This is a genomic window from Desulfallas thermosapovorans DSM 6562 (genome assembly GCF_008124625.1).
Classification (GTDB): domain Bacteria; phylum Bacillota; class Desulfotomaculia; order Desulfotomaculales; family Desulfallaceae; genus Sporotomaculum; species Sporotomaculum thermosapovorans.
On sequence record NZ_VNHM01000001.1, the window covers coordinates 107125 to 133098 of the forward strand.

Consider the following 25974-nt stretch of genomic DNA (forward strand, 5'->3'; position numbering starts at 1 on the left):
TGTTACTTTTTAATATTCTGAATTATCTAACCAATACAACCCCTCCTTTTGCTTGAGACGATGATTAATAGTAATCAGGTGAAATGTTTAATATAACGCTGGGGCAACACAAAAGTCGAAAAACTTTTGTGTTGCCAACACCACTGGTTAATCTTCTCATGCAGACGTTAACAACCCAGCAACCTGGCTATGACCATCCGCTGCACTTCCGAGGTACCTTCTCCTATTTCCAATAATTTGGCGTCCCTTAAATATCGCTCCACAGGGAATTCCTTCATATAACCATAGCCACCATGGATCTGTATCGCTTCCAGAGCAGCCTTGGTGGCCGTCTCCGAGGCAAATAGTTTAGCAATCGAAGCTTCTTTGGTGCAAGGCTTGTCGTTGTCCTTCAGCCAGGCCGCCTTTAGGTACATAAGTCGCGCCAGTTCAACATTAGCGGCCATATCGGCTAATTTAAACTGAATTGCCTGAAATTTAGAAATACTCTGACCAAACTGCACCCTTTCCTGTGCATACTTAAGTGAAGCGTCAAGACATGCCTGGGCAATACCCACCGCCATAGCACCTATGGCGATACGTCCACCATCTAATACCTGAAGGAACTGCTTAAAACCTTCGTTTTCTTTGCCCACCAGATTTTCCTTCGGCACACGCACATCATCGAAAAACAATTCGGTGGTATTGGAACCGTGAAGGCCCATTTTTTCATAACTGGCTCTGATGGTAAAACCGGCGGTGTCGGTGGGTACCAGTATGGCACTGATACCGCGTTTACCCCTGCTCTTATCTGTTACGGCTGTTATAGTGACAAACTTAGCATAGCTGGCGTTGGTAATAAAGCATTTCCCACCGTTAATCACCCAGGTATCGCCATCCAGTACAGCGGTTGTTTTAGTACCACCGGCATCCGTTCCGGCTTCGGGTTCGGTAAGTCCGAATGAGCCAATACTTTCTCCGCTGCATAACATGGTTAAATATTTTTTCTTCTGCTCTTCACTACCAAACAGGTATATGGGAGCACAGCCAAGGGAAATATGCGCTTCATAAGTAATCCCTGTTGATGCGCAGGCCCGGGTGATTTCCTCCAAAGCCAAGCAGTAACTAATGTAGTCAGCCCCTGCCCCACCGTACTGTTCCGGAAACGGTAAACCCATTAAATCCATGTCGGCCAATTTTTTCATAATTTCAGCGGGAAACTCACCACTTTTATCAATATACGCCGCTTTGGGGGCTATCTCCTGCTGGGCAAATTCATATACCACATCCCTGATCATTTTTTGATCCCGGGTTAAACTAAAATCCATTATAAAACCTCCCTGGTCAATTTTTTGAATTTTTTAAATTCGCAAAATTTAGGCAACTATACAATGTTTATCCCCTAACGGTTAAATAACCGCCCCCAGTGGTCTATTTCACCATCCAAACGGTAAAATATCATTTATATACCCTGTATAATAAAACAGCATTGTTAACCAACTTTTACGTTCTAGTTAGCAAATAGTTAACAAAACAAAAGCAAAGTAACGCTTAAGCGCCACTTTGCTGACAAAAAAAGTTAACAGACAAGAATCTTTATAATTAAGTTAAATAATAATTTTTACGTTAAATTATATTTTAGCAACTTCTTGTATAAACCCGGTCTAGATATACCCAGTACTTGTGCCGCTTTGGCTTTATTACCCTTGCTCTCCATTAATGTTTGTAATATCACCAATTTTTCAGCTTGACTCATCACGTCAGCCAAAGTCCGACCATGGGACAGTTTAATGGAAAACTCATTAAATTGTTCGTATTCCTGCTTATCCTGGTTAGCCGGTTCATCATTTAACAAATTTATCAAATGATAGGGCAAATGTTCCTTGCGTATAGTATTACCTTCCAAAACATTGAAAGCTCGTTCAATAGTATTCTCCAATTCCCGTATATTCCCCGGCCAAGAGTACTTATAAAAAATATTTTCAACTTGAGGCGATACACCTGTCACCGTTAATCCAAATAATTTATTATACTTTGCGATAAAATGACTTACCAAATCTTTGATATCTTCTTTTCTTTCCCTTAGCGGTGGGATAGCAAGATTAACTACATTTAACCTGTAGAACAAATCTTCACGGAACTTTTTGTATTTTACCATATGGTGTAAGTTTACATTGGTAGCCACAACCACCCTGACGTCTGAAACTTTAACCTCTCCGCCACCGAGCTTTTGTATTTCCTTTTCTTGTATAAACCGCAATAACTTTGCCTGCAAAGCAAAGGACAAATCCCCAATCTCATCAAGAAAAACGGTCCCACCATTGGCCAGTTCCAGTTTTCCCACCTGACCACCTTTTTTCCCGCCTGTAAAAGCCCCATCTTCATAGCCGAAAAATTCCGACTCCAACAATGTATCGGGAATAGCCGCACAGTTTATTTTTATGAAGGGGCCTGACCTGCGCAAACTGGCGGCATGGACGGCTTGGGCAAAAAGTTCTTTACCGGTACCGCTTTCGCCGGTGATTAATATGTTTGAGTTACGGGGCGACACCTTTAACAATGTCTCTTTCAAATCCATCATTTGAGGACTGTTACCGATAATGCTATCAACAGTATATATAACATTAAAGCCCTTGTGCTTAAAAGAAGGCTTTTTTCTGGTTACTTCCCCATTGCCCGGGAGGCCTTGCTCCGAACTTAAAAAAGTCAGCTTGGCCAGCGCACCCCGAACCCGCTGTTTTATAATTATAGGCAGGTAATCCGCAATAAAACTGCGCCCTTCCACACTGGATATTTTACCTATCTCTGGTTCTCCTGTTTTCAATATTTTTAAAAGCCTGCGCAGTCCATTATGCCTGCAAACATCAACTAACCTATGACCAATTAAATTATCCGGAGACGTTTTTAAACTATCAGCCAGCGCACGGTTAACTTGTTGAATCACACCTTTTTCACTAATCACCAATAGTCCTTCGCTACTATTTTCGAAAATTGTATTGAGAATTATTTCGGCTGAATACCCGTCACGGACACCGATTTTATTATCCAGCATATCCTTTGTGCTCTCCGGATAAAGCACCCAAAATCACCTCGTTTAAATATTTTGACTTTATTAAATATTTTATCAATTAACCATGGTCTTTGTACAGAGCCGGAAGATGCCTTAATTGCAAAATATTATCTGTTTACAGCTTGATACTTTAGATTATTGCACCCTGTTACAATTGGTAACACTGTTACAAAAACCTGTCAATAATAATTTCACCAGGACAGTGCCCGTATTTTTTCGTTCAATCTCTAAAAATGGGAATAAAAGCAGGAATATAAAAATATTTATCGAATATTATAATGAAAATCCTGGAAAGGAAGTGGGAAATTTGCCAAAGGAAGCGGTTGATATAAAGGGTACTAAAAACGGTCTAATTATTTTGCTCGACCCCAACCGGGATTTTGAAGACATAAAAACCGGTTTAAAAAATAAAATGGAGTCTGCCAGCGGATTTTTTTCCGGCGCCAGATTCACACTATATCATGAAAAACAACTTTATCCAACGGAAAAGACTGAGTTGGAGTCTATTTGTAAATCATACGGTTTAATCCCCAACCCCGAGGCCAAGTGGCCGCTAAATGCGCGAAAAAGCGCCGGTATCCCCAAAGAACCGGTTGATATACCCGGAGAAGCCGCGTTATTGGTTAAGCGCACCCTGCGTTCCGGGCAAATGGTAAATTATCATGGACATGTAACAGTTTTGGGTAACATCCATCCCGGGGCGAAGGTACTGGCCACGGGCAATATAATAGTAATGGGCACATGTTCCGGTTTCGTCCATGCCGGTCAAACCGGCAATAAAGAAGCCTTTATCATGGCTTTTCAATTCAACAACAGTCATTTGAGAATAGCTGATCAAACACTTTATTATGAACCTGAGCAATCATTCACTGGACCGGTTTTAGCTAAAATTGAACAGGGCAAAATCATTTTACTGGCACAATATGAATAGATTTCCCTGGTAAACCGGATGTGCAAGTAAAAAGCCCACAGTGTTACCCCGCGGGCCAGGCAATTATATCTACAGCATTGTTTTTATATGCTATTTATATATTTTTCTTATATATTTTTCAGCAGTCAGCAAGCCAATGATGGTTTTGGCGTCCAAAATCTCACCACCAGTAACCATTTGCACAGCTACAGAAACCGGTATTTTTTCCACTTCAATAAACTCATCTTGATCCGGTTTTTGGTTATATTTAGTAAGGTCACGGGCTAAAAGCAAATGGAGCTGCTCCGTGCAGAATCCCGGTGAAGTATAAAAGGAACATATTTGGTGCCAATCTCCGGCCCGGTATCCCGTTTCCTCTTCCAATTCCCTTTGCGCACAACTAAGGGGATCTTCACCCGCTTCAATCTTACCGGCGGGTATTTCCCATAATTCCTGGCTTGTAGGATGGCGATATTGTTTAACCATTAGCACTTCATCGACATCCGTTAACGCCACAATGGCCACTGCATCGGCACAATTTACCACTTCCCGGGTACCCTGACGGTTATCAGGCAGTCGCACCCGGTCTTTACGAACGGTTATTATTTTACCAGTAAAAACAGTTTCTGAATCTATGATTATTTCGGACATGTTATCGCCCCCTAATTATATCCTGGCAATTCTTTTCAATTCCCAAAGAGCCAGTCCCGGTAGTAAAGCGTAATCTTCAGTATGCAGGTGGCTGGATGCCGATGCGTCAAACAAAACATTACCGGAAGGAGGAAACTCATCATCTCCCTCCCATAATACAAAGGTAACAGGTATCTTAGGCAATACGGGCACTGTAACAGCTACATCTCCAATGTCTTCCTTCCAACCGCCCAGCAACAGCGCCGCCTCAACCAGTTTTTCGCTTTTATCGCCAAATACAGCCACCAATGGTTTTACGGCCCGGTTAGTAAAGGGGCCAACATAAATTGAGCCGCTGGGTAATTCTTTAAATGAAACCTTGACATTTTCCACAGCCCGGGGACTGCAGTGGGTGAGATAATGTAATAGTATCACCTTATAATCAATTTTTACTTCTTCCCCTTTTACATCCTTCTCAACACAGTATTCCACGTCACCCCCGGGATAGTATACACGATAATTATTACCTAAAAACGGTACCGTAAAGTAAGAGCCGGACCGGTCGAAGTCAACCGCTGCATTATTGGCCATTGCCTCGGGAACAGCCCGGGCAAACTCCTCCACAGCCTTGGCATGGGCAGGCTTTAAATTTATCAATGCCATGAAAAACCAATAACCTCCTTCATCTATCTTTCATTTCAAAATTAGACACTTTAATGAATCCAATGTCATCAATAAGTATTTTACCATAAAAAAAACAGCTATTATTTTTTTCGGTAGAGTTTCAGTAAATATGAACACTGGTTTTTATTTTGACGAGCAAGGATTTTTTTCAAATTCAGAGAATTATAATACTGGATTTACAATAATATCGCTGTCAGGAGTGTAATAACAGTGCTTCGCATAGGCATACCCAGCGCTATGTTTTACTATATATACTACCCCATGTGGAAGACATTCTTTGAAGAACTGGGTGTTCAGGTGGTAACCTCCGGCAAAACTACCCGTCAGCTATTAGATAACGGCGTGCGCGAAGCGCTCGCCGATGCTTGTGTACCCGTGAAAGTATATTTCGGCCACGCAATGGCTTTAGCCAACCGTGTGGATTACCTGTTTATCCCACGTATCGTTTGTTTAAATAAAAAAACCGTTTACTGCCCCAAATTTTTGGGATTACCTGATATGATCCGTTATGGCATTGCCAATATGCCACCCATCATAGATGTACGCATAGACGCCCGGGACCGGAAAGACAGTATACTTTCAGCATATTATAAAGTTGGAAAAATGCTTGGTAAAACACCAATGCACATTACCAAAGCTTTACTAAAAGCCCGCATGGTGCAATTTAAGTTTGATGGTTTGCTACACAGAGGATTACAACCCCTTGAAGCAATGGATACTATATTTAACGGTAAAAAAGGATACACGCCAGGTAATAAAAAACAGTTAAAATTTGCTGTTGTAGGCTATCCTTACATTATTCATGACCAGTACATCAGCATAGGTATAGCAAATAAACTGCAAAAAATGGGCATTGATGTAGTCACATCGGATAATCTATCGCCGTTAACTTTGCGTTTGCAACGACACGAACCGGCCAAACAATTGTTTTGGACATTCAGCGAGCGTACTTTGCGGGCAACCCGTTATTATGCCCGGCAAAAAGATATTGATGGTATAATACATTTGACAGCTTTCGGGTGTGGGCCGGACTCCATAGTAGACAGATTTATTCAGTTGGATAACTACTCAAGCTCTATACCGTTTATGAGCTTGACCATTGATGAGCACAGCGGTGAGGCCGGGGTTAATACCAGGTTGGAAGCATTTGTTGATATGGTCAGAAGAAAAAAAGGAGCGTATTCATAATGCGTAAGGTAACCTTTCCCCATATGGGTGAGTCTTATCGTGCTTTTAAAATGCTATTAAATGATTTGGGCAATGAAGTGATACTCCCCCCCAGACCCAGCCGTAAGACATTAAACCTGGGGGTTCAATATACCCCTGAATTCGCATGTTTTCCCTTAAAAATATTAACGGGTACATACCTGGAAACCATCGAAAAGGGAGCCAATGTTTTAGTCACTTCCGGGGGGGTTGGACCCTGCCGGGCAGGTCTTTATGCCAGTTTACACAAGAAGATATTGCATGATCTGGGACACTCTGTAGAGATGATTGTTTTTGAACCGCCCCGTTTATATCCCATTAATTTCATCCGTAATGTATATAAATTAAACCCCGCCAGGCTATCCATCAAAGCTATTATTGATCGAATCAAGAAAGGCTGGCGTCTATTACAAGCCTTGGATAATGTGGAAAAGACAACACATGTGGTAAGACCACGGGAGATAAAAAAAGGTGCCACGACACAAAAATACAAACAGGCACTGGAATGGTTAAATAAAGCTTCTACCACCAAAGAAATCATTGAGGCTGAAGCGACAGCCCTTGAGGAACTGCATAAGATACCCCAAGATCACCAGCGATTAATTCTGAAAGTTGGCATTGTGGGTGAGATATACGTGCTGCTGGAACCTGCCGCCAATCTGGAGATCGAAGAAACACTGGGCAATCTAGGGGTTGAAGTGGAGCGTTCTATGTTTTTAACGGGCTGGACCAGGGACAATACCTGGAAGGAAACCACCGAGGGCATGACCGTAAAAGACGCTGCCCAGCATTACCTGCCGGAATTAATTGGCGGGCACGGCAGAGACTCCATCGGGCACACGGTATTATATGCCAAGCGTAACTTTGACGGTGTGATCCAGTTGGCCCCTTTCACCTGTATTCCTGAAATAGTGGCCCGCACCATATTACCTGCCGTTAGCAAGGACTATAACATACCTGTACTTACATTTTTCCTTGATGAGCAGACCGGCAAGGCAGGGATGAACACCCGCCTGGAAGCTTTTGTGGATTTGATGAAACGCAAAAAATTAAAAAATATGAGCCAAGCCAAATTGCAGCTTACTTCCGGAGCTATTTAATCTAGCGCCATTTTCAATTGGCAAGGAGTGACTTTATGCAAGCATATTTGGGGATAGACGTAGGTTCTGTCAGCACAAACCTTGTAGTACAAGATTTGGCCGGAAATGTAATTACCGGCCTTTATTTACGAACCAGGGGACGCCCGGTGGAAACTATACAAAACGGCTTACAACAATTAGCCAAAACAATACCCAAGCAAACACAGATTTGTGGTGTAGGGACAACGGGTAGCGGACGTTACCTGGCCGGGGTAATGGTTGGCGCAGATGTCATTAAAAATGAGATTACCGCCCATGCTGTAGCAGCCTCCCATTTTATTCCCCAGGTGCATACAGTTCTTGAAATAGGCGGGCAGGATTCGAAGATAATAATAATAAAAGATGGCATTGTCACCGACTTCGCAATGAATACGGTATGTGCCGCCGGTACCGGTTCCTTTTTGGATCAACAAGCCGCCCGGTTGGGCATACCCATTACTGAATTCGGCGATCTGGCCTTACAATCCCGCAATCCGGTACGTATAGCCGGGCGCTGTACGGTGTTCGCCGAATCGGACATGATTCATAAACAGCAAATGGGCCATCCCGTACAAGACATTATTAATGGTTTATGCGAAGCACTGGTGCGTAATTACCTGAACAATATCGGCAAAGGTAAAGAAATTTTGGCCCCGGTTGTTTTCCAAGGCGGTGTAGCCGCTAATGCCGGTATAAAGGCAGCCTTTGAAAGAGCTTTGGGCATGGAAATAACAGTCCCCCCCCATTACGATATAATGGGCGCCATCGGCGCGGCACTGCTGGCCAAGGAGGAACTGACACATACCAAAAAAACCACCGGCTTCAAAGGTTTTTCCATTGCCGGGTTAACCTATCGCACCGGCAGTTTTGAATGTGACGGCTGTCCCAATAATTGTGAGATTGCAGAAATTTACGAAGAAAACCGCGTTATTGGCCGCTGGGGGGCCAGATGTCCAAAATGGGATATTATTCAGGAGGATTCACGTGACAGAGCATGAATTAAAAATACTGGCAGTTTTTTTCAACTCGGTGATCATTATTATAATGCTTGTTTCCGGCCTCTGGGTGGGTATCGATGCTCGCAAAACAGGTCGTCCCCTGGCGGAATCAATCATATGGGGTATTTTTGCCGGTTGGATGTTGGTTATAGGCCCGATTTTTTATTATTTTTTTAAAAATAAGTTTTATAAATAAGACCGCCGGTAACCGGCGTTTTTTTTTGTACCCATCTGCATTGTTGTCGTTGACAGGTGTCAACGATCATCTACAAACAATTATTATTTTCTGAAATAACAAAACATTAATATTTCACGTTAGAACCTCAGGAAACAAAAAAACAAAAATTAAGAAAAAATGGCATACCTTTTGCTACTGATATATCAAAAGCATATGTTTATTAGGTGCAGGGAGGGAGGTGGCCCCATGTCCCGACCCCGGTTAAACCAGGGTTTGGTGCAGGTATATACAGGAAACGGCAAAGGCAAAACAACGGCGTCCCTGGGCCTGGCGCTAAGGGCTATTGGTCACGGTTATAAGGTATTCATGCTGCAATTTATGAAAGGCAGCAAAGATTATGGTGAGATTCAAGCCGCAGAAAAATATTTGCCAAATTTGATTATTGTGCAAAGTGGCTTAGAAACATTTGTCAGCAAAGAAAACCCATCCCGGGCAGACATTGATTTGGCCAGGCAGGGTCTAGAAACAGCTCGAAAAGTTATCAGCGAAGGACATTATGATCTGGTTATCCTGGATGAAATCAATACCGCCTTGGACTTTAATTTAATTGAACTGGATGATGTACTGGATATCATTAAATCCAAGCCGCGCCATGTGGAATTGGTTTTGACGGGAAGATACGTGCCCCAAAAAATAACGGAAGTAGCCGACCTGGTCAGTGAAGTTAACCTGATCAAACACCCTTATTACCATGGGGTTGCAGCCAGAGAAGGCATTGAATATTGATCGCATAGGCGGGTGAGGAAAGTATGTTGGAAGTTAGTAAACTGATACAGGGGGATAAGCGAACAGCAGCCAAAATTATTACCTTAATTGAAAATAATGGTGCAGGTAAACAAGAATTGTTAAGCCAACTATACCCGCACACAGGTCGGGCTCATGTTATCGGTATCACGGGCTCACCAGGTGCGGGCAAAAGTTCTTTAACTGATGAACTCATTAAACAGGCACGCCAAAGCGGTCATAAAGTAGGCGTGGTTGCCGTTGATCCCACGTCGCCAATATCCGGTGGCGCACTCTTGGGTGATCGCATTCGCATGCAGGAACATGCCCTGGATAAAGATGTTTTTATTCGCAGTATGGGTACCAGGGGTTGTTTGGGTGGTCTGGCAAGGGCCACCAAGGACGTAGTCAAGGTACTGGACGCTTACGGATGCCGCATTATTATTATAGAAACTGTTGGTGTCGGCCAAAGTGAACTTGATATCATGCATTATGCCGATACCACCCTGGTGGTGCTTACCCCCGGAGCGGGGGACCATATTCAAACCATCAAGGCCGGGATCATGGAAATCGCGGATATTTTTGTAATTAACAAATCAGACTTGGGAAATACCAAAAAAATTGTTACCGACATTGAACAAATGCTGGACATGAGCCCAAGATTCCAAACGGGATGGCGACCGCCGGTGGTGGAAACAAGCGTAATAAACCAGCAAGGTATCGCTGAACTTTGGTCAGTAATCAACAACCACCTGCAGTATACCGGCGACAGTGGTGAATTGCAAGAAGCAGTGCGTAAAAGATTGAGCATGGAATTGATGGAACTTGTGGAAGAGGATTTACGCAACAGATTATGGGATTACTTTCATAAAAGCGAAGGAACCAGCGACCTTATTCACTTAATGGCAAAACGCAAGACGGATCCCTACACCGAAGCCCAAAAGTTTTTGAATAACTTTTTAAAGGAGCGTTGAATAAATGGAAGAAATTAAAGCCGCCAAAAATGAATGGTTGGCGGAAAGAGGCAAAAAAAAGGACCGGGACATTAATTTTGAAACCGTATCCGGCATGCCGGTCCAGGATTTATATACTCCGGATGACATCAAAGATTTCGATTATATGAATGATTTGGGTTTCCCCGGTAGTTATCCTTACACCAGGGGTGTGCAGAGTAATATGTACCGTGGTCGCCTGTGGACCATGCGCCAGTTCGCCGGGTTTGCCACAGCCGAGGAATCCAACCAGCGTTATAAATACCTCCTGGAAAAAGGGCAAACAGGTTTAAGTGTAGCCTTTGATATGCCCACCATCATGGGCTACGACAGCGATCACCCCCGCTCCCTGGGTGAAGTAGGCAGGGTGGGTGTGGCCATAGATAGTTTGGAGGACATGGAGACCCTGTTCCGGGATATTCCCCTGGATAAAGTTAGTACATCCATGACCACCAACGCACCGGCTGCCGTCCTTTGGTGCCTTTATATAGCCACCGGGGAAAAACAAGGTGTGCCTTCGGAAAAATTGACAGGCACCATCCAGAACGATATCTTGAAGGAATACATTGCCCAAAAGTCATGGATATTCCCACCGGAACCATCCATGCGCCTGATCACCAATATATTTGAGTATGCTGCTAAACATGTACCCAAATGGAATACTGTAAGTATCAGCGGCTACCATATTCGGGAGGCTGGTTCCACCGCTGTACAGGAATTGGCATTTACCCTGGCAGACGGTTTCGCCTATGTAGAGGCCGGTATTGAGGCAGGCCTTAATGTGGATGACTTTGCTCCCAGGCTGTCGTTCTTCTTTAATTCCCATATTGACTTTTTCGAAGAGATTGCCAAATATCGCGCGGCCCGGCGCATTTGGGCCCGGCGCATGAAAGAAAAATACGGGGCCAAAAATCCCAAATCTTTATTGCTACGGTTCCATACCCAAACTGCCGGCTGCAGTTTGACAGCCCAGCAACCTGAAAACAATATCGTTCGCACTGCGTACGAAGCCATGGCGGCAGTACTGGGAGGCACCCAGTCACTCCATACCAACTCCATGGATGAGGTACTTGCTTTACCAACGGAAAAAGCAGTGCAAATTGCGTTACGAACTCAACAAATCCTGGCTTATGAAACAGGCGTGGCCAATGTTATCGATCCGCTGGCAGGTTCGTATTATGTTGAGGCGTTAACAAATAAAATGGAAGAGGAAGCTGAAAAGTACTTCGAGGAAATTGAACGCCGCGGCGGCGTTTTGGCAGCCATTGATCAGAACTTCTTCCAGCAGGAGATTGCCGATGCCGCTTATCAGTACCAGCGGGCTATCGACAAAAAGCAGCGTATCCAAGTTGGCGTTAACGAATTTATAGATCCTGACGAAGAACTGGATATTGAAATACTTACCATTGATCCGGAAATTGAGCGCAGGCAGGTACAAAAGGTACAAAAACTGCGCCGCGAACGTAACAACTTGCTGGTTAGCGACAAGCTTGATGCGTTGCGCCAGGCTGCCATGGGTACAGAAAATATGATTCCATATATACTTGATTGCGTACGGGCTTACGCCACTGAAGGTGAAATTATACAGACACTGCGCGAGGTATTCGGAGAATATAAGGAAAAACCAACTTTTTAAGTTTTCGATCAAGGGAGGTAAAACCAATGGCGAAAAAAATCAGGGTGCTGGTGGCCAAACCCGGTCTAGACGGTCATGACCGGGGTGCCCGGGTGATAGCCCGTGCATTAAGGGATGCCGGCATGGAAGTGGTATATACCGGCTTACACCAAACACCGGAACAGATAGTGGAAGCAGCCATCCAGGAAGATGTGGATATCGTTGGCCTGTCCATTTTAAGTGGTGCTCATATGACACTGTTCCCCAGAGTTTGCGAACTGCTTAAGGAAAACGGTGCGGATGATATCATTGTCATGGGTGGCGGCACCATTCCCGAAGCCGATGTCAAGGCCCTTAAAGAAGGCGGCTATGCAGCAGAAATATTCACGCCGGGAACAACTATAGAAACCATTGTAGAATGGATTCACTCCAACACAAAGTCAAGTTAATAAATATCTTATCGCCCGGGTTACCCCGGGCGATTGCTTTGAAAAGCACTTGTCAAGCGATGGGATATTTTAACAATTACAACCGCTACCGCTAAATTGGCTAAGGTCTCTTCCCTTAACATCCCTTAAACATTGTAGCGCAAATTCCACCTCTTCAAGCTTATTAAAATAAGAAAAACTAAACCTTACAAGCTTGGTTTCCAAGGTACCCAACGTACGATGTGCATCAGGGGCACAGTGCAGGCCGGCCCGGCAGGCGATATTATACCAGTGGTCCAGGGCACCGCCCACAGCCCCGGTATCCTTACCCTGTAGTTGAAAAGATATTACCGGTGCCCGGTGGTTACCGTCCAATGGCCCAAATATTTTTATTCCCGGTATCCGCCGGGCACCTTCGATAAACCTTTTGGCCAGTGCCAGCTCATGCTCCAATATCTTGGACGTTCCAATACGGCGTACGAAATTTACCCCGGCACCAAGCCCGGCAATCCCCACTGAATTTAATGTGCCGCTTTCGTACTTTTCGGGCAAAATATCGGGCTGCCCCGCCACTATTGATTTACTACCCGTACCCCCCTCACGCCATGGCCTCACCTTTGCCCGTTCACCCACATAAAGTATTCCGGTACCGGGCGGTCCCATTAGCCCCTTATGCCCTGGTGCGGCCAGCAAGTCAACATTCATCTTTTCCACGTCTATGTCCAGTAAACCGGCGGTTTGTGCCGCATCCAATATAAATATAATACCGGCCGAACGGGCCAATTCCCCAACTTCCTTGACAGGCATCACGGTACCGGTTACATTTGAAGCATGGGTTAAAACAATAACCCTGGTATTGGCCCGGATGGCCTTTTTTATATCGCCCGGGTCAAGGGTACCATCCTCTGCACACTGCACCTTGGTTACCTCAATTCTTTCCCGCAAACCGTAAAGTGGCCTGGTCACCGAGTTATGCTCCATGGAACTGGTGATCACATGGTCACCAGCATTTAACGACCCTTTAATAGCCATGTTTAATGCATCTGTGGCATTTAAGGTGAAAATCACCCTATCGCTATCCTTTATGTTAAATAATGCTGCTATTGATTTCCTGGCTTCATCTACTATTTTACCTGCCGCCAGCGACATTTTGTGCCCGGACCGGCCCGGGTTGGCCCCTACCTCCTCTAAACAGCGGCGCATTGCTTCCATCACCTCGGGCGGTTTGGGCCATGTAGTGGCAGCGTTATCGAAATAAATCATCATAAACCTCCCGCATTGAAATAAACGTTACTATTGTTGTATAATGCCCGTTAGCTTATACCCCATAAGCAGTAAATTTGTATTATGTAAAATTTGACCCGAGCACAAAATAAAAAAGAGCGCCCAAAATCAGTTTTTGGGTACTCTTTTCTTTTTCATTGTATGGCTTTACGGTCAAACAAGCTAATACTGGCAGTTTCAGCTTTGTTAATGACAAATTAAGTGCACTGTAAAATAGAGAATACCGCAATTTACGTTTAATCGTTCAGAAGCCCCCGCTGGATCATTTTTTCCTTTACTGTGGGGTAGTAATCCAAATTAGTGTGGGGTAAAAATTTACTGCCTACAAATTTATTCATAAATACTTCGTTGGCGTTAAGCTCAAAATACGTAATATTACGAGCTATATCCTCTGCCTCGAGTCTGCTTTCCTCGGACAATAACACTAATCTGGCCCCCTCGCCCGAGCTGTTTCCCAGGCGAATCATTCGTTCCCGGGGCAGATCGGGATATAAACCAATGGTTATGGCCGATTCCAAATCAAGGTACTGGCCAAAGGCTCCGGCGGCATAAAAGGTTGATATATCAGACATTTGACAGCCGACGCCTTCCAGCAGCACTTCCAGAGCGGCATTCACCGCACCCTTGGTACGCAAAATATTATTAATATCTGTCTGGGTAAAGGAAATATCCTTGTTCGTAGCCGACTGTGCGGCCGGTACAACCACAAATTCCTGGCCTTCCCTGAACTTGCCCGCCCGGTCTATTATGCCGGCCAGCAGTAATTCGGCCAGGCAATCCACCAATCCGGAACCGCATATACCCAAGGCTTTCTGATTTTCAATGGTACGATACCGGGTCGCCCGGGTTTCGGGGTCAATTCTCACCTGGTAGACCGCCCCAGGTTCCGCCCGCATACCATCTCTGGCAACGCCGCCTTCCAATGCCGGGCCGGCGGCACCGGAACAGGCCACCAGCCATTCATTATTGCCCAGTACCATTTCACCGTTGGTCCCAATATCTACAAATAGAGCCAGTTCAGGTTTTTTATGCAAACCACTGGCCAGTATCCCGGCTATTACATCACCACCAACATAACTGCCTACACTGGGCAGACAGTAAAGTGGAGCCTGCGGGTTTACAGCCAGACCAATGGCTGAAGCGTTGATAAAACCGGGCAGGTTTACCACCGGAATATATGGGGCCATGCAAATGCGGGATGGGTCCAAACCTAAAAGCAAGTGCACTATGGTACTGTTAGCCCCCACGGTAACAGCGCTAATGGCCTGTCCTTGGATACCCTTGCTTAAACTCAGTCGCTTTATAATATTATTTAGCGTATCCACCACCGCTTGCTGCAGTTGTGTTCTTCCCTCATCGGTGGCAGCCCAATAGATTCTGGTTAAGATATCCGCACCATATTCTACCTGACCATTAAAATCAGCTGCCATATCAAGAACCCGGCCAGTTACCATATCCACCAGATAACCCACTACGGTGGTGGTGCCAATATCAATTGCCAATCCCAAATGACAACTTACCTGATCTCCCGGTTCGATATCTATCAATTGCCAGGAGTCCCCATACCTGGCCACAGTAACAGTAACCCGCCAATCAGCTTCACGCAAAACTACACTGATTTTATTCATTAGTGGTAACGGCACCGACAAGTTACGGTAACAATTACCCAGTGCTTCCGTCAGCCTGTCTATATCAGCCTGGTTGTTCAACAAACTTGGCGGTTCCAGTTCAACATATTTCTTTTGACTCATCGGGTTGATATCAACATCAACAAGCACCCTGTTTTGCAAAATGATTGAGTAGTCATGTTCAGCTGACAATTAACACAAACCTCCTTGAATTGTCCCCACATCATTAATTTTCAGTAAATTTACCCTCTAAATAATAACACAGCCAGTTAAAATGCAAAAGAGATACCACCTGGTATCTCTTAAGAAATTACTTGTCCGGTACTTCTTTTAAATTTACTCACTATCCTGGCCATCATCTTTACCAAAGGATGGGTTAAATAATTTTCCATTACCCGGCACTCATCCTTTGCCTTGGCCAATTCTTGTTGGGCCAAACGCAATGCATGACCTAGCTTCTCCCCCTCAGCCATGGCATGTTTAAGATCAGCACTTAGCGTATTAATCTCTTCCCGCCATATTTTCTGCTCCTGGCTGGTATTTTCCTTTAACCTTTCCATCTTCTGTTTTAGTTCAACAATTTCGGTTTGCAGCTCAGCAACCCGGTTAGCATGATTTTCCTTAATCTCTATTATTTTAGCCTTATTTTCACGGTCCCGTTCTTTATACTGCTGCAGCTTGCCGAATAATATCTCCTGGCTGGATTGGCTTTTATTCAACAATTGCTGTAGTTTTTGATTCTCCGCTTCTTTTTCTTTATATCTGGCCACCCAGAGCCGGCACTGATATAATATGCTGTTGGCTTTGGCCTCCAGCTTTTGCAGGTGTTCCTTGTAACGATATATTTCTTTTTTTCTAAGCGCTAAAAGCAAATCTTTTTCGGCCATCTGGGTGGTCATTTGCTCATAGCGCCCCATTTCGCTCTGGCGCAGGGCAAGCGCTGCAGCCGCCTCGCGGTGGGCCGCCGACACCTCGTCAATTTGCTTCCGCAGGGCGGTGTTTTTACGGGACCATTTATTTCGTTCCCGGTTCCAGCGCTCTCTTTGGCGTTTGAGGGCTTCCAAATATCTTTTGATTATACGATCATAAACTACTTTGGCCTCCGCATTGTAACACCATACTCCCCTACCTATTTCATCGAAATACGGAAATTTTTTCAATACACCAAGTATTTCCCCTTGTCCCGTATGACGCCAATTATTAATAACATCTGTCAGTTGAGCCAGTGACAACCCCGTGGGGTGTATCTTTAAAGCCTTGATAATTAAATGCTTTAATGAATAATGCTCTGTTTCCACTTCCCATTCAGTTAAGCCCCAAAGCCCGTTGGCCAGTTGAATAAACCTTCCGTCACTTATTAAATCAGCTTGCTCTGCCACCGGCTTACTTTTCTTTCGCTTATTGCCGTTTCTAGACAATTCATTTAAGCTAAGGGGCTTTTGTTTTTTTAATAAGACATTATAAAAATGATCATTCTCCCTTTTGCCTTCCAGGTTAATAACCCATATGTAACCATCACTGCTTTCAAAGCATTTATGTTGTTCCAAACATAAGCAAACTTTTTCCTCAACCTGTTCACGGGTATAATCAACCAGCATTTTTCTGTGTACATAGGGAGCTAATTCCGCAACGGATAGTGATTCAAAGAAAAACAAGGTCTTTTTAAGTACATCGGTAAGGGAATTTAATTTTCCACTCATTTTATGCACCACCCCGGTAAAGTATTTTACATATTTTTCCTTGTATATATACTTCATCTTTTTTTTTAAATATCCTTCCTAATTATTAATATCATTTCTATTTTTTTCCTGAACTTTTTACTTGTTCAACATCCCTTACTACCATATAATTAGATAAATAATCCATGTCGTTGGAATAAGAGGTGGTTGAGTTGGAAGTGGATAACAAGGATTACACAGGAAGCAAGATACCCAGTGCTCAACTGGTCTATGAGGGCCCTGTACAGCCGGAATACATCTCCCAACTGGAAATGTCACCTGATTTGCATGTTTTCCGCGAACCGCATAAACAACACCAAGCACTGGTTGATATAGCGGCCTCATCTGATGGAATAGTTTACATAGCACGCCACCAAAATATTATTGTAGGTTATGTTACCTTTCATAACCCGGACCAATACAGTCGCTGGTGCAAGCATGACAACATCTTGGAACTCGGTGCCATCGAAGTAAGCCCAGCCTGGCGTAAGCATAAAGTGGGCAAAAATCTTATGAAACTGGCCTTTACCAATCCCATCATGGATGAAAAAATTGTCATCACCATAGAATTTTGCTGGCACTGGGATCTTGAGAACACCGGCCTTGATATTTGGCAATACCAGAAAATGTTAAGTAATTTATTTGGTAGTGTTGGTTTAGTGCGCGTTCCCACTGATGACCCGGAAATACTGGAACACATCGCCAATGTAATGATGGCCCGGGTAGGCCCCCGGGTATCGGAAGAGGATGTTAAAAAATTCGAAGAAATGAAATTCTGCGGCGGCAGCATTTTCAATTATAAATGATCAAGCATATTAAAGCCCCCGGTTGTAATTTCCGGAGGCTTTAATATGCTTGATCATTATATTAAAGGCAAACACATGCCTGGATATACCCGGGCCAAAATAGCTGTTATAACCCGTTAGCGCAGGCTGTAGTTAGGTGCTTCTTTGGTGATTATCACATCGTGGGGGTGGCTTTCCCGCAATCCAGCCGGAGTTATGCGGATAAAACGGCTGTTTTTCTTTAATTCTTCGATTGAGGCGGCTCCACAGTACCCCATACCGGCCCGCAATCCACCAATAAGCTGAAAAGCTGTATCAGCCAGTGTGCCCCGGTAGGGAACTCTCCCCTCAACTCCTTCGGGAACAAGTTTCTTTTGATTTTCCTGAAAATAACGGTCCTTACTGCCTTCTTTCATAGCACCCAGTGAACCCATGCCACGATAGACCTTGTAACTGCGACCCTGATATATTTCCATGTCCCCCGGGCTTTCTTCCGTACCCGCCAGCAAACTACCCAGCATAACCACGTCAGCACCGGCGGCTATGGCCTTGGTAACATCTCCCGAGTATTTTATACCACCATCAGCTATGATTGGTATGTTATATTTAGTGGCTTCCTGGGCACAGTCATAGATAGCTGTGATTTGGGGTACACCTGCTCCCGCCACCACCCTGGTGGTACAAATAGAACCGGGGCCGATACCCACCTTAACCGCATCGGCACCGGCATTGATTAAATCCCGGGTCCCCTCAGCCGTACCAACATTGCCAGCGATAACGTCCAATTCCGGGAATTTTGCTTTCACATTGTACACAGTATTAAGTACTCCACGGGAATGTCCGTGGGCCGTATCAATGACAATTGCATCCACCTTTGCTTCCACCAATGCGGTAACGCGCTCCATGGTATCGGCAGTAACACCCACGGCTGCGGCCACCAGCAGCCTACCCCCCGCGTCTTTGGCTGACAAAGGAAACTGGCGGGCTTTTTCAATATCCTTAATGGTAATAAGTCCTCGCAGGTTAAAATCGTTATCCACAATGGGCAATTTTTCAACTTTATAAGTTTGCAAGATCTCTTTGGCTTCTTCCAGGGTGGTACCTACCGGGGCGGTAATAAGGTTTTCCCTGGTCATTACGTGGGCAACCTTTTGCTGAAAGTTCTTCTCAAACCGTAAATCCCGGTTGGTTAGAATGCCCACCAGCTTACCGTTATCGGTAACCGGTACACCGGAGATACGGTAACGCTCCATCAATACCAATGCCTCACTGATGGAGCTTTCCGGTGATAGATAAATGGGATCGGAAATAACACCATGTTCCGAGCGCTTTACACGATCCACTTCCAGCGCCTGGCGCTCAATGGACATATTTTTGTGAATTACACCGATACCGCCTTCCCTGGCCATGGCAATGGCCATACGGTACTCGGTGACGGTATCCATACCGGCACTGATCAGGGGAATGTTAAGTGTTATATTTTTAGTCAACCGGGTGGAAGTATCCACATCCCGCGGCAGCACCTCTGAGGCCGATGGTACCAACAGTACATCATCAAACGTTAACCCTACTTTATTAAATTTATCGGGATAAATGTCCCCTCACTCCCCTCCTATTAATATATCTGCTTATTATAGCACAACGTGTGGTAATAAGGGGATCAATTTATTGACATTTCCCCGAAAAAAATTATTTACGTGCCATCAGTCCTGCCCCATAATGTGGCCCAGGCCATAACGCATAAAATGATCGCGCAGGTGAAAAATCAGCTTTTCCGTGACATCAAATTCTTCCGCCATCTCTAAATCGGATTTACCGTCCCTTAAACCCGCTATAAAATCATCAAAATCAACGCCTACCTCTTCGGCCTTGAATTTCAAACTGGGCTCTGTGCTCCAGGGAACCCGGGAACGAATATATTCTTCCATGCTAAAGACACCCCTTTTACAGGTATTGTGTCCAGCAGGCTTTTTCATTATTATACCATGTTTTGTATGGGTATTATTTCTAAATAGACAATGACATGTTCCGATAATACAACCAGCATGACCTTTAAACGAATCTTTTTCCCTTCCACCTCCATCTCCCGGTTATCAACAATCCGAGGTACCAAAAGGTAATTAATAGTATCCAACTCCTGCCCCGAAATAATTTTTAACCATTCCCTCACTTTTTTTTCAACCGTTAACTCTATGGTACTTTTTTCATACTCTGAATAATCGCATTCCTCAGCAAAGCTAATGCGGGTGCTGATTTTAGTGACCACATTGGTGTGCAGCGCCTCACTGGCTTGCCGCAGTTGTTCAAGTTCCTTTTCGGTAACCGCCAGGTTATCTGCCAGGGAGCGATTTTTAATATATAAGTCATCAATCTGTTTACCTATAATCACTCCCGTTAGGGCAGCACCTGTTATCAAACCCAGCAAAAAAACCGCAAGCCCAAATAACAGGCGTTTTTTCATTGCCCTTCACCCGACAGTATCAATAATAAATAGTAGCCGCTCTGGGTTCCCGCCAAAGCGCTGGTTATATAAATCAATTGTTTGATAACCGCCCGCACCTCGCCCTGGAATAAACCTGATTCCAATACCTCAAAGGTGGAAAAAGTACCGCCAATGGCAGCTACAATAGCCCATATTTTAATTTCCCTGGCCAGTTTCAGCATAGTGCCCACGGGTGGTTCCCGCACCAAAACAGCCGCCAGAGCGCCCACCAAAGCCGCACCAAGCATAATACCAAGGGCGGTAAAAAAAATCAGTATCGTTTTATTAACAAAGGTATCCATGATTCTCCCCTTATAATAAATACCGGAGAGTCTGGTTTTAACAAGACACCTCCTGTCCCAAATATATGTACTTAGCAATTAAGTAAGAACAAGCAATAATAACACTTTATTTTAATACCGAAATAAAAAAACCGGTTAGCCCGGTTTTATTCAAGGAAAAACATATCATACCGGTGGAACTTGGCCCGGTGCCAGGTGGCTGCAATCATTGTACAGCATCAATATGGCCTTATCCCATTGGTAAAAATCAATGATAGTAAGGGAAGCATTATCCTGGCGCAAGCGCCAGTACTGGTTTAAATCAATACCCAGCACGGTGGCCACAATACTCCTGATAACCCCTCCATGCACCACTACCAGCACCTGTTCATCCGGGTATTGCTCCACGATATTTTTAACAGCTCGCACGGAGCGTTCAGTCATTTCAGCCAGCGTTTCGCCCCCCGGGATCCTGGTTTCCAGAGGGTTTGACCACCAGGCCTCGGATTCTCGCCTGTATTTACGGCGAATTTCCTCTATGGTCAGCCCCTCCCAATGCCCGAAATTTAATTCTTGCAAATCCGGGATTTCCTGCACGGGCTTGCGATGTGGCCTGGCTATAATTGCGGCGGTTTCCCGTGCCCGGGAAAGATTGCTGGAATAGAAGGCAGCGAAATTATGCCCCGCTAAACGCTTGCTTAACGCTTCAGCCTGCTTGATTCCTTTATCACTTAAAGCAATATCGGCACGGCCCTGCAAGCGGGTCTCTTTATTCCAGACAGTTTCACCATGTCTAACCAGAAATAAACGACTACCCATTGGCTACCCCTTTCATAGTCTCACTGAGCACATTCAGCAGCACTTCATTTTCCGCCCTCGTTTTAACCGCCACCCGAATGTACCGGTTACCCAAACCATTGAAACTGGCGCAATCCCGTACCAGAACACCCTGCCTGGCCGTCCGGGCAGCCAGCCGGGAAGAGTCCAGGGCGTGACTCTTAATTTTAACCAGCAAATAATTGGCTTCCCCGGCATAAGCTTTTAGTCCCGGTATCTGAGAAATCGCCTGGCACAGAAATTCCTTTTCCCGCCAAATTATTTGCCGGGTCCTGGCCATATGATCTTCATCCGCCAGTGCCGCCACACCCGCGATTTGCGCCAAGCTGTTCACGTTCCACGGATCCTTTGCAGATTCAAGTTTTTTGATCACTGGCTCTGCGGCTAATAATACACCCAATCGCAGACCGGGGATACCGAAAAACTTCGTTAATGAGTACAATACAACCAAATTGGGGTATTCATCCAGCAACGGCAGCACCGTATACTGCTCCTGCCGGTAAATAAAATCAATAAAGGCTTCATCCACCACTACAGTAGCGCCATACTTTTTCGCGTAATCAACAATTGATTGGATAACCGCCCTTTGCACCGCTTTTCCTGTGGGGTTGTTGGGGTTACAAATAAATACCACATCGGCACTTTCCATTACCCTTTTTAGCCGTGATACCGGCAGTACAAACTCCTCCTCCTCCAATAACGGTACTTCGCAAATCACCCCCCCGGCACTGGTGATCGCCGCACCGTATTCCACAAAGGTGGGTGCGGTAATTACAGCCCGGCGGTAACCCATTACCCTGGCCAATAGATAAATTAATTCCGCAGCCCCGTTGCCCGGCAGCATTTTTTCAGGTGCTACCTTGAGGTGTTTGGTTAAACCTGCCCGCAAATCCGTGCAGCACGGATCGGGGTAATGCCGGATCAGGTCCAGGTTTTCAATTATCGCTTTCAAAACCAGGGGAGAAGCACCCAAGGGATTGATGTTGGCACTGAAATCATATATTTCCCTGGGGTTGCATTGCAAACTACGGGCAGCACCATATATATCCCCACCATGCTTGTATTCGTTATGTATCATCATATAGCTCCTTAATATATTTTTATAACCACGGGTTACTGAACAACCAGGCCCAGTATGTATAAAGGGGAAATACCGCCAGGTAAATGAACAGTTCAGTGGTTTCCGCCGTGGCACCATATATATCACCGGTCAGTCCACCCAAATCGCCGGTCAGCCTGCTGCCCATCAAGTGCACCCAACCCCACGCAGTTAATAATAATATTAAACCCGCCATCCAGGCAATTATAACTACCATTATAGCTGTACCGGTTGTTGCCCATAATAATTCCCGCCTACCTGTATACCTGTTGTATAACGTGCCCAGTCCTTCCCTGCGGGCATATGGAAAACAAGCAATGGCATATACCATGGACCAGCGGCTTAATATCACGGCCAGTAGTATGCTCTGGTATATAAGGGGTGAAGACACAGTTAAAAATACGTTATATTTTAACAGTAAAAGACAGACCAGAGCCAAAACCCCAAAGGCACCCACCCTGCTGTCCCGCATAATTTCCAGTTTTTTGTCCCGGGGACGCCCGCTGAAAACTCCGTCCACGGTATCCATAAAACCATCAAGATGCATACCACCGGTCATAATAACCATCAACACCACCAGCAACCCCGCCACCAGGGGCTCCGAAAAAAAATAAGAAAAAAGCATTTGTGCCAGAGCCAGTAAAACGCCAAGCAATAAACCCACCAAAGGGAAATATACAGCCGCCCGCCCAAAGGCCGCTTCATCAAAATCACCTTTGTAAATATTTATTCTGGTTAAGTGTTGGAGTGCAAAACAAAAGGTTTTCATATCTTCACCTTCTTTTTTAAACGGCTGTAACGGGCACAGGAGTTTAATAACCCCCGGGCGGCCAGGGGCAAACCGGCAAAATGAATGTGCAAGTAAGTGGCCAGTACATTATTACAGGCATGCCCGTCCGGGCGCCCCACAGCCCCCCCGGGTTTACGCAGCGTAAATGCCGGTATTAGTCCTTCCCCTGTAACAGTGGAGTAGTGAAATTCATGACCCCGCAGCTCGGCTCCATTATTGACCAGTACATTATCCCGCAATGATTTAGCCTCAACATAACCCAAAGCCGCCCGCTTCTTTTCCATCCGGCAGTGAGCAGGTAGTATGCCGGCACCCTTTAACCGGCGCCCGGTAAAATCAGTTACCGTATCACAAAGATACATTAAACCGCCACACTCGGCGTAAACAGGCATTCCACCGGCTACCCGGCGCCTTAAATCATCAATAAAAGTTGTATTGGCGGATAATTGTTCCATAAACATTTCAGGGAAACCGCCACCTATATAAAGTCCGTCCAATTCACCGGGCAGGGACCGGTCTTTCAGCGCGCTGCATTGAGCCAGCTCAGCTCCCATGGCCGCCAGTAAATCCAGCCCATCCTGGTAATAAAAATTAAAGGCCTTGTCTCTGATAATACCTAATTGCACAGTTGTGCCCGGTTCCACCGCAAAAATTTGCTGCCGGGCCTCCAGTCCGGGGGCACTACGGGCTAGATTTACCAACCTTTCCCCTGATACACCACAGGCCACCCGCCGTCCCAGCATTTGCATTATCTTGGGCCAATCACTGTTCTCCACGCTGGGCACCAATCCCAGATGCCGCTCCGGCAGGTGTAACTCGTGATCACGTAATATCCCCCCCAGCACCGGCACCCCGGTTTTGCACTCAATGGCCTCTGTTAATATAGCCAGATGCCGGGGGCTGCCCACCCGGTTTAAAATAACACCGGCCAATGGAATACCACCGGGCAAATTGGCATAGCCCCAAACCACCGCAGCGGCGCTGCGCGCCATGGAACGGGCATCCATAACCAGCACCACCGGGCATTGAAGTAACCGGGCCACCCGGGCGGAACTACCCTCGTCCGTGGAGCCAATGCCATCATACAAACCCATTACCCCTTCTATGATACTAATATCCGCACCCATCGCCGAGCGGGTGAACACTTCTTTTATCCCGTCTTCTCCCAGGAAAAAGGTGTCCAAATTCCTGGAAATCCGCCCGGTGGCCACCTGGTGAAAGCCGGGATCAATATAATCAGGTCCCACTTTATAGGGCTGAACCCGCATGCCGGAAGCGCTGAGCATAGCCATTATTGCTGTGGCTACAGTGGTTTTACCTGCTCCGCTATGTGTCCCGGCAATCATCAGGCGGGGAAAATTTGGCATTACTTATCACCTTCTATCTAATAAATTAACATGTTTAAATTTTTATGCTCCCACCAAGGTCGTTTAATTTTGCCGTACCGTTTAAACAGGTATGGTATACATGCAAGTACAGTATTCAGGCAATACATCACACTGGTACCAGGCGAGTAGCTTAATTTATGACTAGCCAGGCCAGTACCACAAGGCAAATCACAGCACAGGTCGAGGACAGGTACAGCATGTCCACCGCCCGGACAATATGATCCGGCCTGAACTCCTCCAACGGGTCACCCATATAAGTGCGAAATGAAGCCACCCCGTCATAGATATTACATCCCCCAAGCCTGACATGTATAGCCCCGGCCATAACCGACTCGGGTATGCCGCTGTTGGGACTGGGGTGACCGGCGGCATCCCTGCGCCATGCCCTCAGTGCCCGCTTCCAATCTCTTCCCGACAACCAGGCGGCCAGTAGCAGTACCAGGCCTGTCAGACGGGCCGGTATATATCCCGCCCAATCATCCAGCCGGGCTGACGCCCATCCCAAGTACAAATACCGGTCATTTTTGTAACCCAGCATAGAGTCCAGCGTGTTTATCGCCCGGTAGGCCATGGCCAGAGCAGGCCCGCCAAGGCAAGCATAAAAAAGCGGTGCCACCACGGCGTCGTTAATATTTTCGGCCACGGTTTCCACAGTAGCCCGCACCATTTGCTCCCTATCCATTGATTCGGTATCCCGGCCCACGATATAGCCCACCTGCCGGCGGGCCACCTGCTGATCATCCGCTAGCAGCAGTTGCCTTATGGTACCTGCCGCTTCGGCAAGACCTCTGGTAGCCAAAGTGGTGGAAACAATCCAGGCTCCCAAAAACAAATAAACATAATAACTGGCCTGCCGGGCTGCCCATAAAATAAGCATGGTAACACCAAAACTAACCACAACCACCGTTATGGCTATACCCACCCCCGCTGCTTTCAGGGCCAAAGGGGATGAGGCAACGCTCCTGGCCACCTTCTCCAGGCGGGCAATACCCCGGCCGATATATACCACCGGATGGGGTAAGCGGGGCGGGTCTCCAACCAACAAATCAATTATAAAACCGACCAGGGCAAATAAAACAAATATATTCATC

26 protein-coding genes are annotated in these 25974 nt (G+C 45.7%); 10 read left to right on the plus strand and 16 right to left on the minus strand.

All coding sequences use genetic code 11. The annotated features are described in order from the left end of the window. Positions 1-167 precede the first annotated feature (167 nt). Together LX24_RS00510 and LX24_RS00515 are read right to left on the minus strand one after the other, a co-directional pair. Positions 168-1307, minus strand: coding sequence for an acyl-CoA dehydrogenase (locus LX24_RS00510; RefSeq protein WP_166510182.1), 1140 nt, complete (start codon positions 1305-1307; stop codon positions 168-170). A 293-nt stretch (positions 1308-1600) separates the two neighbouring features. Next, entirely contained in the window at positions 1601-3031 is a 1431-nt protein-coding gene (locus LX24_RS00515; RefSeq protein ID WP_166510183.1) for a sigma-54 interaction domain-containing protein, read from the minus strand. Between the two features lie 325 nt (positions 3032-3356). Between LX24_RS00515 and LX24_RS00520 the strand changes: the two genes are divergently transcribed. Then, complete coding sequence (locus LX24_RS00520) at positions 3357-3980, plus strand: septum site-determining protein MinC (RefSeq protein WP_166510184.1); 624 nt, start codon at positions 3357-3359, stop codon at positions 3978-3980. Positions 3981-4070: 90 nt separating this feature from the next. Here the strand turns inward: LX24_RS00520 and LX24_RS00525 are convergent, their stop codons facing one another. Beyond that, positions 4071-4610, minus strand: coding sequence for an NUDIX domain-containing protein (locus LX24_RS00525; RefSeq protein WP_166510185.1), 540 nt, complete (start codon positions 4608-4610; stop codon positions 4071-4073). Between the two features lie 15 nt (positions 4611-4625). Beyond that, positions 4626-5252, minus strand: a complete 627-nt coding sequence (locus LX24_RS00530; protein WP_166510186.1) for a DUF3786 domain-containing protein — start codon at positions 5250-5252, stop codon at positions 4626-4628. A gap of 231 nt (positions 5253-5483) precedes the next feature. On the opposite strand from LX24_RS00530, the gene LX24_RS00535 reads away from it, so the two are divergent. From LX24_RS00535 to icmB, 8 genes are all read left to right on the plus strand, one after another. Next, positions 5484-6461: an acyl-CoA dehydratase activase-related protein gene (locus tag LX24_RS00535; protein ID WP_166510187.1), complete on the plus strand. Its 978-nt coding sequence runs from the start codon at positions 5484-5486 to the stop codon at positions 6459-6461. Continuing rightward, the gene (locus LX24_RS00540; RefSeq protein ID WP_166510188.1) at positions 6461-7579 is read left to right on the plus strand and encodes an acyl-CoA dehydratase activase-related protein; all 1119 of its coding nucleotides are present in this window, start codon (positions 6461-6463) and stop codon (positions 7577-7579) included. The genes LX24_RS00535 and LX24_RS00540 overlap by 1 nt, the downstream gene beginning before the upstream one ends. A gap of 35 nt (positions 7580-7614) precedes the next feature. Further along, positions 7615-8595, plus strand: coding sequence for an acyl-CoA dehydratase activase (locus tag LX24_RS00545; protein WP_166510189.1), 981 nt, complete (start codon positions 7615-7617; stop codon positions 8593-8595). After that, complete coding sequence (locus LX24_RS00550; RefSeq protein WP_166510190.1) at positions 8582-8791, plus strand: hypothetical protein; 210 nt, start codon at positions 8582-8584, stop codon at positions 8789-8791. The genes LX24_RS00545 and LX24_RS00550 overlap by 14 nt, the downstream gene beginning before the upstream one ends. Positions 8792-9019: 228 nt before the next feature. After that, positions 9020-9559 (plus strand): cob(I)yrinic acid a,c-diamide adenosyltransferase, encoded by a 540-nt coding sequence (gene cobO, locus LX24_RS00555; protein WP_166510191.1) that lies wholly within the window; start codon positions 9020-9022, stop codon positions 9557-9559. Positions 9560-9582: 23 nt separating this feature from the next. Further along, complete coding sequence (gene meaB / locus LX24_RS00560) at positions 9583-10530, plus strand: methylmalonyl Co-A mutase-associated GTPase MeaB (protein WP_166510192.1); 948 nt, start codon at positions 9583-9585, stop codon at positions 10528-10530. A 4-nt stretch (positions 10531-10534) separates the two neighbouring features. After that, entirely contained in the window at positions 10535-12184 is a 1650-nt protein-coding gene (locus LX24_RS00565) for an acyl-CoA mutase large subunit family protein (protein WP_166510193.1), read from the plus strand. 26 nt (positions 12185-12210) lie between these two features. Next, a complete protein-coding gene (gene icmB / locus LX24_RS00570; RefSeq protein ID WP_166510194.1) occupies positions 12211-12612 on the plus strand; it encodes a coenzyme B12-dependent isobutyryl CoA mutase small subunit in 402 nt (133 codons plus the stop codon). 69 nt (positions 12613-12681) lie between these two features. Here the strand turns inward: icmB and LX24_RS00575 are convergent, their stop codons facing one another. From LX24_RS00575 to LX24_RS00585, 3 genes are all read right to left on the minus strand, one after another. Beyond that, positions 12682-13857 carry an aminotransferase class V-fold PLP-dependent enzyme gene (locus LX24_RS00575; protein ID WP_423244308.1) on the minus strand — a complete coding sequence of 392 codons (1176 nt, stop codon included), beginning with the start codon at positions 13855-13857 and terminating at the stop codon, positions 12682-12684. A gap of 254 nt (positions 13858-14111) precedes the next feature. Further along, the gene (locus tag LX24_RS00580) at positions 14112-15695 is read right to left on the minus strand and encodes an ASKHA domain-containing protein (RefSeq protein WP_166510196.1); all 1584 of its coding nucleotides are present in this window, start codon (positions 15693-15695) and stop codon (positions 14112-14114) included. A 110-nt stretch (positions 15696-15805) separates the two neighbouring features. Continuing rightward, positions 15806-17203, minus strand: a complete 1398-nt coding sequence (locus LX24_RS00585; RefSeq protein WP_166510197.1) for a phage-shock protein — start codon at positions 17201-17203, stop codon at positions 15806-15808. A gap of 197 nt (positions 17204-17400) precedes the next feature. On the opposite strand from LX24_RS00585, the gene LX24_RS00590 reads away from it, so the two are divergent. Next, complete coding sequence (locus LX24_RS00590; protein WP_243131570.1) at positions 17401-18027, plus strand: GNAT family N-acetyltransferase; 627 nt, start codon at positions 17401-17403, stop codon at positions 18025-18027. A gap of 116 nt (positions 18028-18143) precedes the next feature. On the opposite strand, the gene guaB is transcribed toward LX24_RS00590, so the two are convergent. The 9 genes from guaB to cbiB all read right to left on the minus strand — a co-directional run bounded on the left by guaB (position 18144) and on the right by cbiB (position 25973). Further along, positions 18144-19601 carry an IMP dehydrogenase gene (gene guaB, locus LX24_RS00595; RefSeq protein WP_166510414.1) on the minus strand — a complete coding sequence of 486 codons (1458 nt, stop codon included), beginning with the start codon at positions 19599-19601 and terminating at the stop codon, positions 18144-18146. A gap of 108 nt (positions 19602-19709) precedes the next feature. Continuing rightward, complete coding sequence (locus LX24_RS00600) at positions 19710-19934, minus strand: helix-turn-helix domain-containing protein (RefSeq protein ID WP_166510198.1); 225 nt, start codon at positions 19932-19934, stop codon at positions 19710-19712. A gap of 50 nt (positions 19935-19984) precedes the next feature. Then, entirely contained in the window at positions 19985-20467 is a 483-nt protein-coding gene (locus LX24_RS00605) for a sporulation membrane protein YtrI (protein WP_166510199.1), read from the minus strand. Next, a complete protein-coding gene (locus tag LX24_RS00610; RefSeq protein WP_166510200.1) occupies positions 20464-20790 on the minus strand; it encodes a YtrH family sporulation protein in 327 nt (108 codons plus the stop codon). Before LX24_RS00610 ends, LX24_RS00605 begins: the two co-directional genes overlap by 4 nt. A gap of 165 nt (positions 20791-20955) precedes the next feature. Next, a complete protein-coding gene (cobC, locus tag LX24_RS00615; RefSeq protein ID WP_166510201.1) occupies positions 20956-21588 on the minus strand; it encodes an alpha-ribazole phosphatase in 633 nt (210 codons plus the stop codon). Beyond that, entirely contained in the window at positions 21581-22687 is a 1107-nt protein-coding gene (gene cobD / locus LX24_RS00620) for a threonine-phosphate decarboxylase CobD (RefSeq protein WP_207706485.1), read from the minus strand. Before cobD ends, cobC begins: the two co-directional genes overlap by 8 nt. Positions 22688-22706: 19 nt before the next feature. Continuing rightward, complete coding sequence (gene cobS, locus LX24_RS00625) at positions 22707-23474, minus strand: adenosylcobinamide-GDP ribazoletransferase (RefSeq protein ID WP_166510203.1); 768 nt, start codon at positions 23472-23474, stop codon at positions 22707-22709. Further along, entirely contained in the window at positions 23471-24862 is a 1392-nt protein-coding gene (locus LX24_RS00630) for a cobyrinic acid a,c-diamide synthase CobB (protein ID WP_166510204.1), read from the minus strand. Before LX24_RS00630 ends, cobS begins: the two co-directional genes overlap by 4 nt. A 151-nt stretch (positions 24863-25013) precedes the next feature. Continuing rightward, the gene (cbiB, locus tag LX24_RS00635; RefSeq protein WP_166510205.1) at positions 25014-25973 is read right to left on the minus strand and encodes an adenosylcobinamide-phosphate synthase CbiB; all 960 of its coding nucleotides are present in this window, start codon (positions 25971-25973) and stop codon (positions 25014-25016) included. Position 25974: the final 1 nt, after the last annotated feature.

Bases quoted from the DNA above. Each gene is read 5' to 3' on its own strand.
- LX24_RS00510 (WP_166510182.1), bottom strand. From the start codon at position 1,307: ATGGATTTTAGTTTAACCCGGGATCAAAAAATGATCAGGGATGTGGTA.
- LX24_RS00515 (WP_166510183.1), bottom strand. From the start codon at position 3,031: ATGCTGGATAATAAAATCGGTGTCCGTGACGGGTATTCAGCCGAAATA.
- LX24_RS00525 (WP_166510185.1), bottom strand. From the start codon at position 4,610: ATGTCCGAAATAATCATAGATTCAGAAACTGTTTTTACTGGTAAAATA.
- LX24_RS00530 (WP_166510186.1), bottom strand. From the start codon at position 5,252: ATGGCATTGATAAATTTAAAGCCTGCCCATGCCAAGGCTGTGGAGGAG.
- LX24_RS00540 (WP_166510188.1), top strand. From the start codon at position 6,461: ATGCGTAAGGTAACCTTTCCCCATATGGGTGAGTCTTATCGTGCTTTT.
- LX24_RS00545 (WP_166510189.1), top strand. From the start codon at position 7,615: ATGCAAGCATATTTGGGGATAGACGTAGGTTCTGTCAGCACAAACCTT.
- cobO (WP_166510191.1), top strand. From the start codon at position 9,020: ATGTCCCGACCCCGGTTAAACCAGGGTTTGGTGCAGGTATATACAGGA.
- meaB (WP_166510192.1), top strand. From the start codon at position 9,583: ATGTTGGAAGTTAGTAAACTGATACAGGGGGATAAGCGAACAGCAGCC.
- LX24_RS00565 (WP_166510193.1), top strand. From the start codon at position 10,535: ATGGAAGAAATTAAAGCCGCCAAAAATGAATGGTTGGCGGAAAGAGGC.
- icmB (WP_166510194.1), top strand. From the start codon at position 12,211: ATGGCGAAAAAAATCAGGGTGCTGGTGGCCAAACCCGGTCTAGACGGT.
- LX24_RS00575 (WP_423244308.1), bottom strand. From the start codon at position 13,857: ATGATGATTTATTTCGATAACGCTGCCACTACATGGCCCAAACCGCCC.
- LX24_RS00585 (WP_166510197.1), bottom strand. From the start codon at position 17,203: ATGAGTGGAAAATTAAATTCCCTTACCGATGTACTTAAAAAGACCTTG.
- LX24_RS00600 (WP_166510198.1), bottom strand. From the start codon at position 19,934: ATGGAAGAATATATTCGTTCCCGGGTTCCCTGGAGCACAGAGCCCAGT.
- LX24_RS00605 (WP_166510199.1), bottom strand. From the start codon at position 20,467: ATGAAAAAACGCCTGTTATTTGGGCTTGCGGTTTTTTTGCTGGGTTTG.
- LX24_RS00610 (WP_166510200.1), bottom strand. From the start codon at position 20,790: ATGGATACCTTTGTTAATAAAACGATACTGATTTTTTTTACCGCCCTT.
- cobC (WP_166510201.1), bottom strand. From the start codon at position 21,588: ATGGGTAGTCGTTTATTTCTGGTTAGACATGGTGAAACTGTCTGGAAT.
- cobD (WP_207706485.1), bottom strand. From the start codon at position 22,687: ATGATGATACATAACGAATACAAGCATGGTGGGGATATATATGGTGCT.
- cobS (WP_166510203.1), bottom strand. From the start codon at position 23,474: ATGAAAACCTTTTGTTTTGCACTCCAACACTTAACCAGAATAAATATT.
- LX24_RS00630 (WP_166510204.1), bottom strand. From the start codon at position 24,862: ATGCCAAATTTTCCCCGCCTGATGATTGCCGGGACACATAGCGGAGCA.
- cbiB (WP_166510205.1), bottom strand. From the start codon at position 25,973: ATGAATATATTTGTTTTATTTGCCCTGGTCGGTTTTATAATTGATTTG.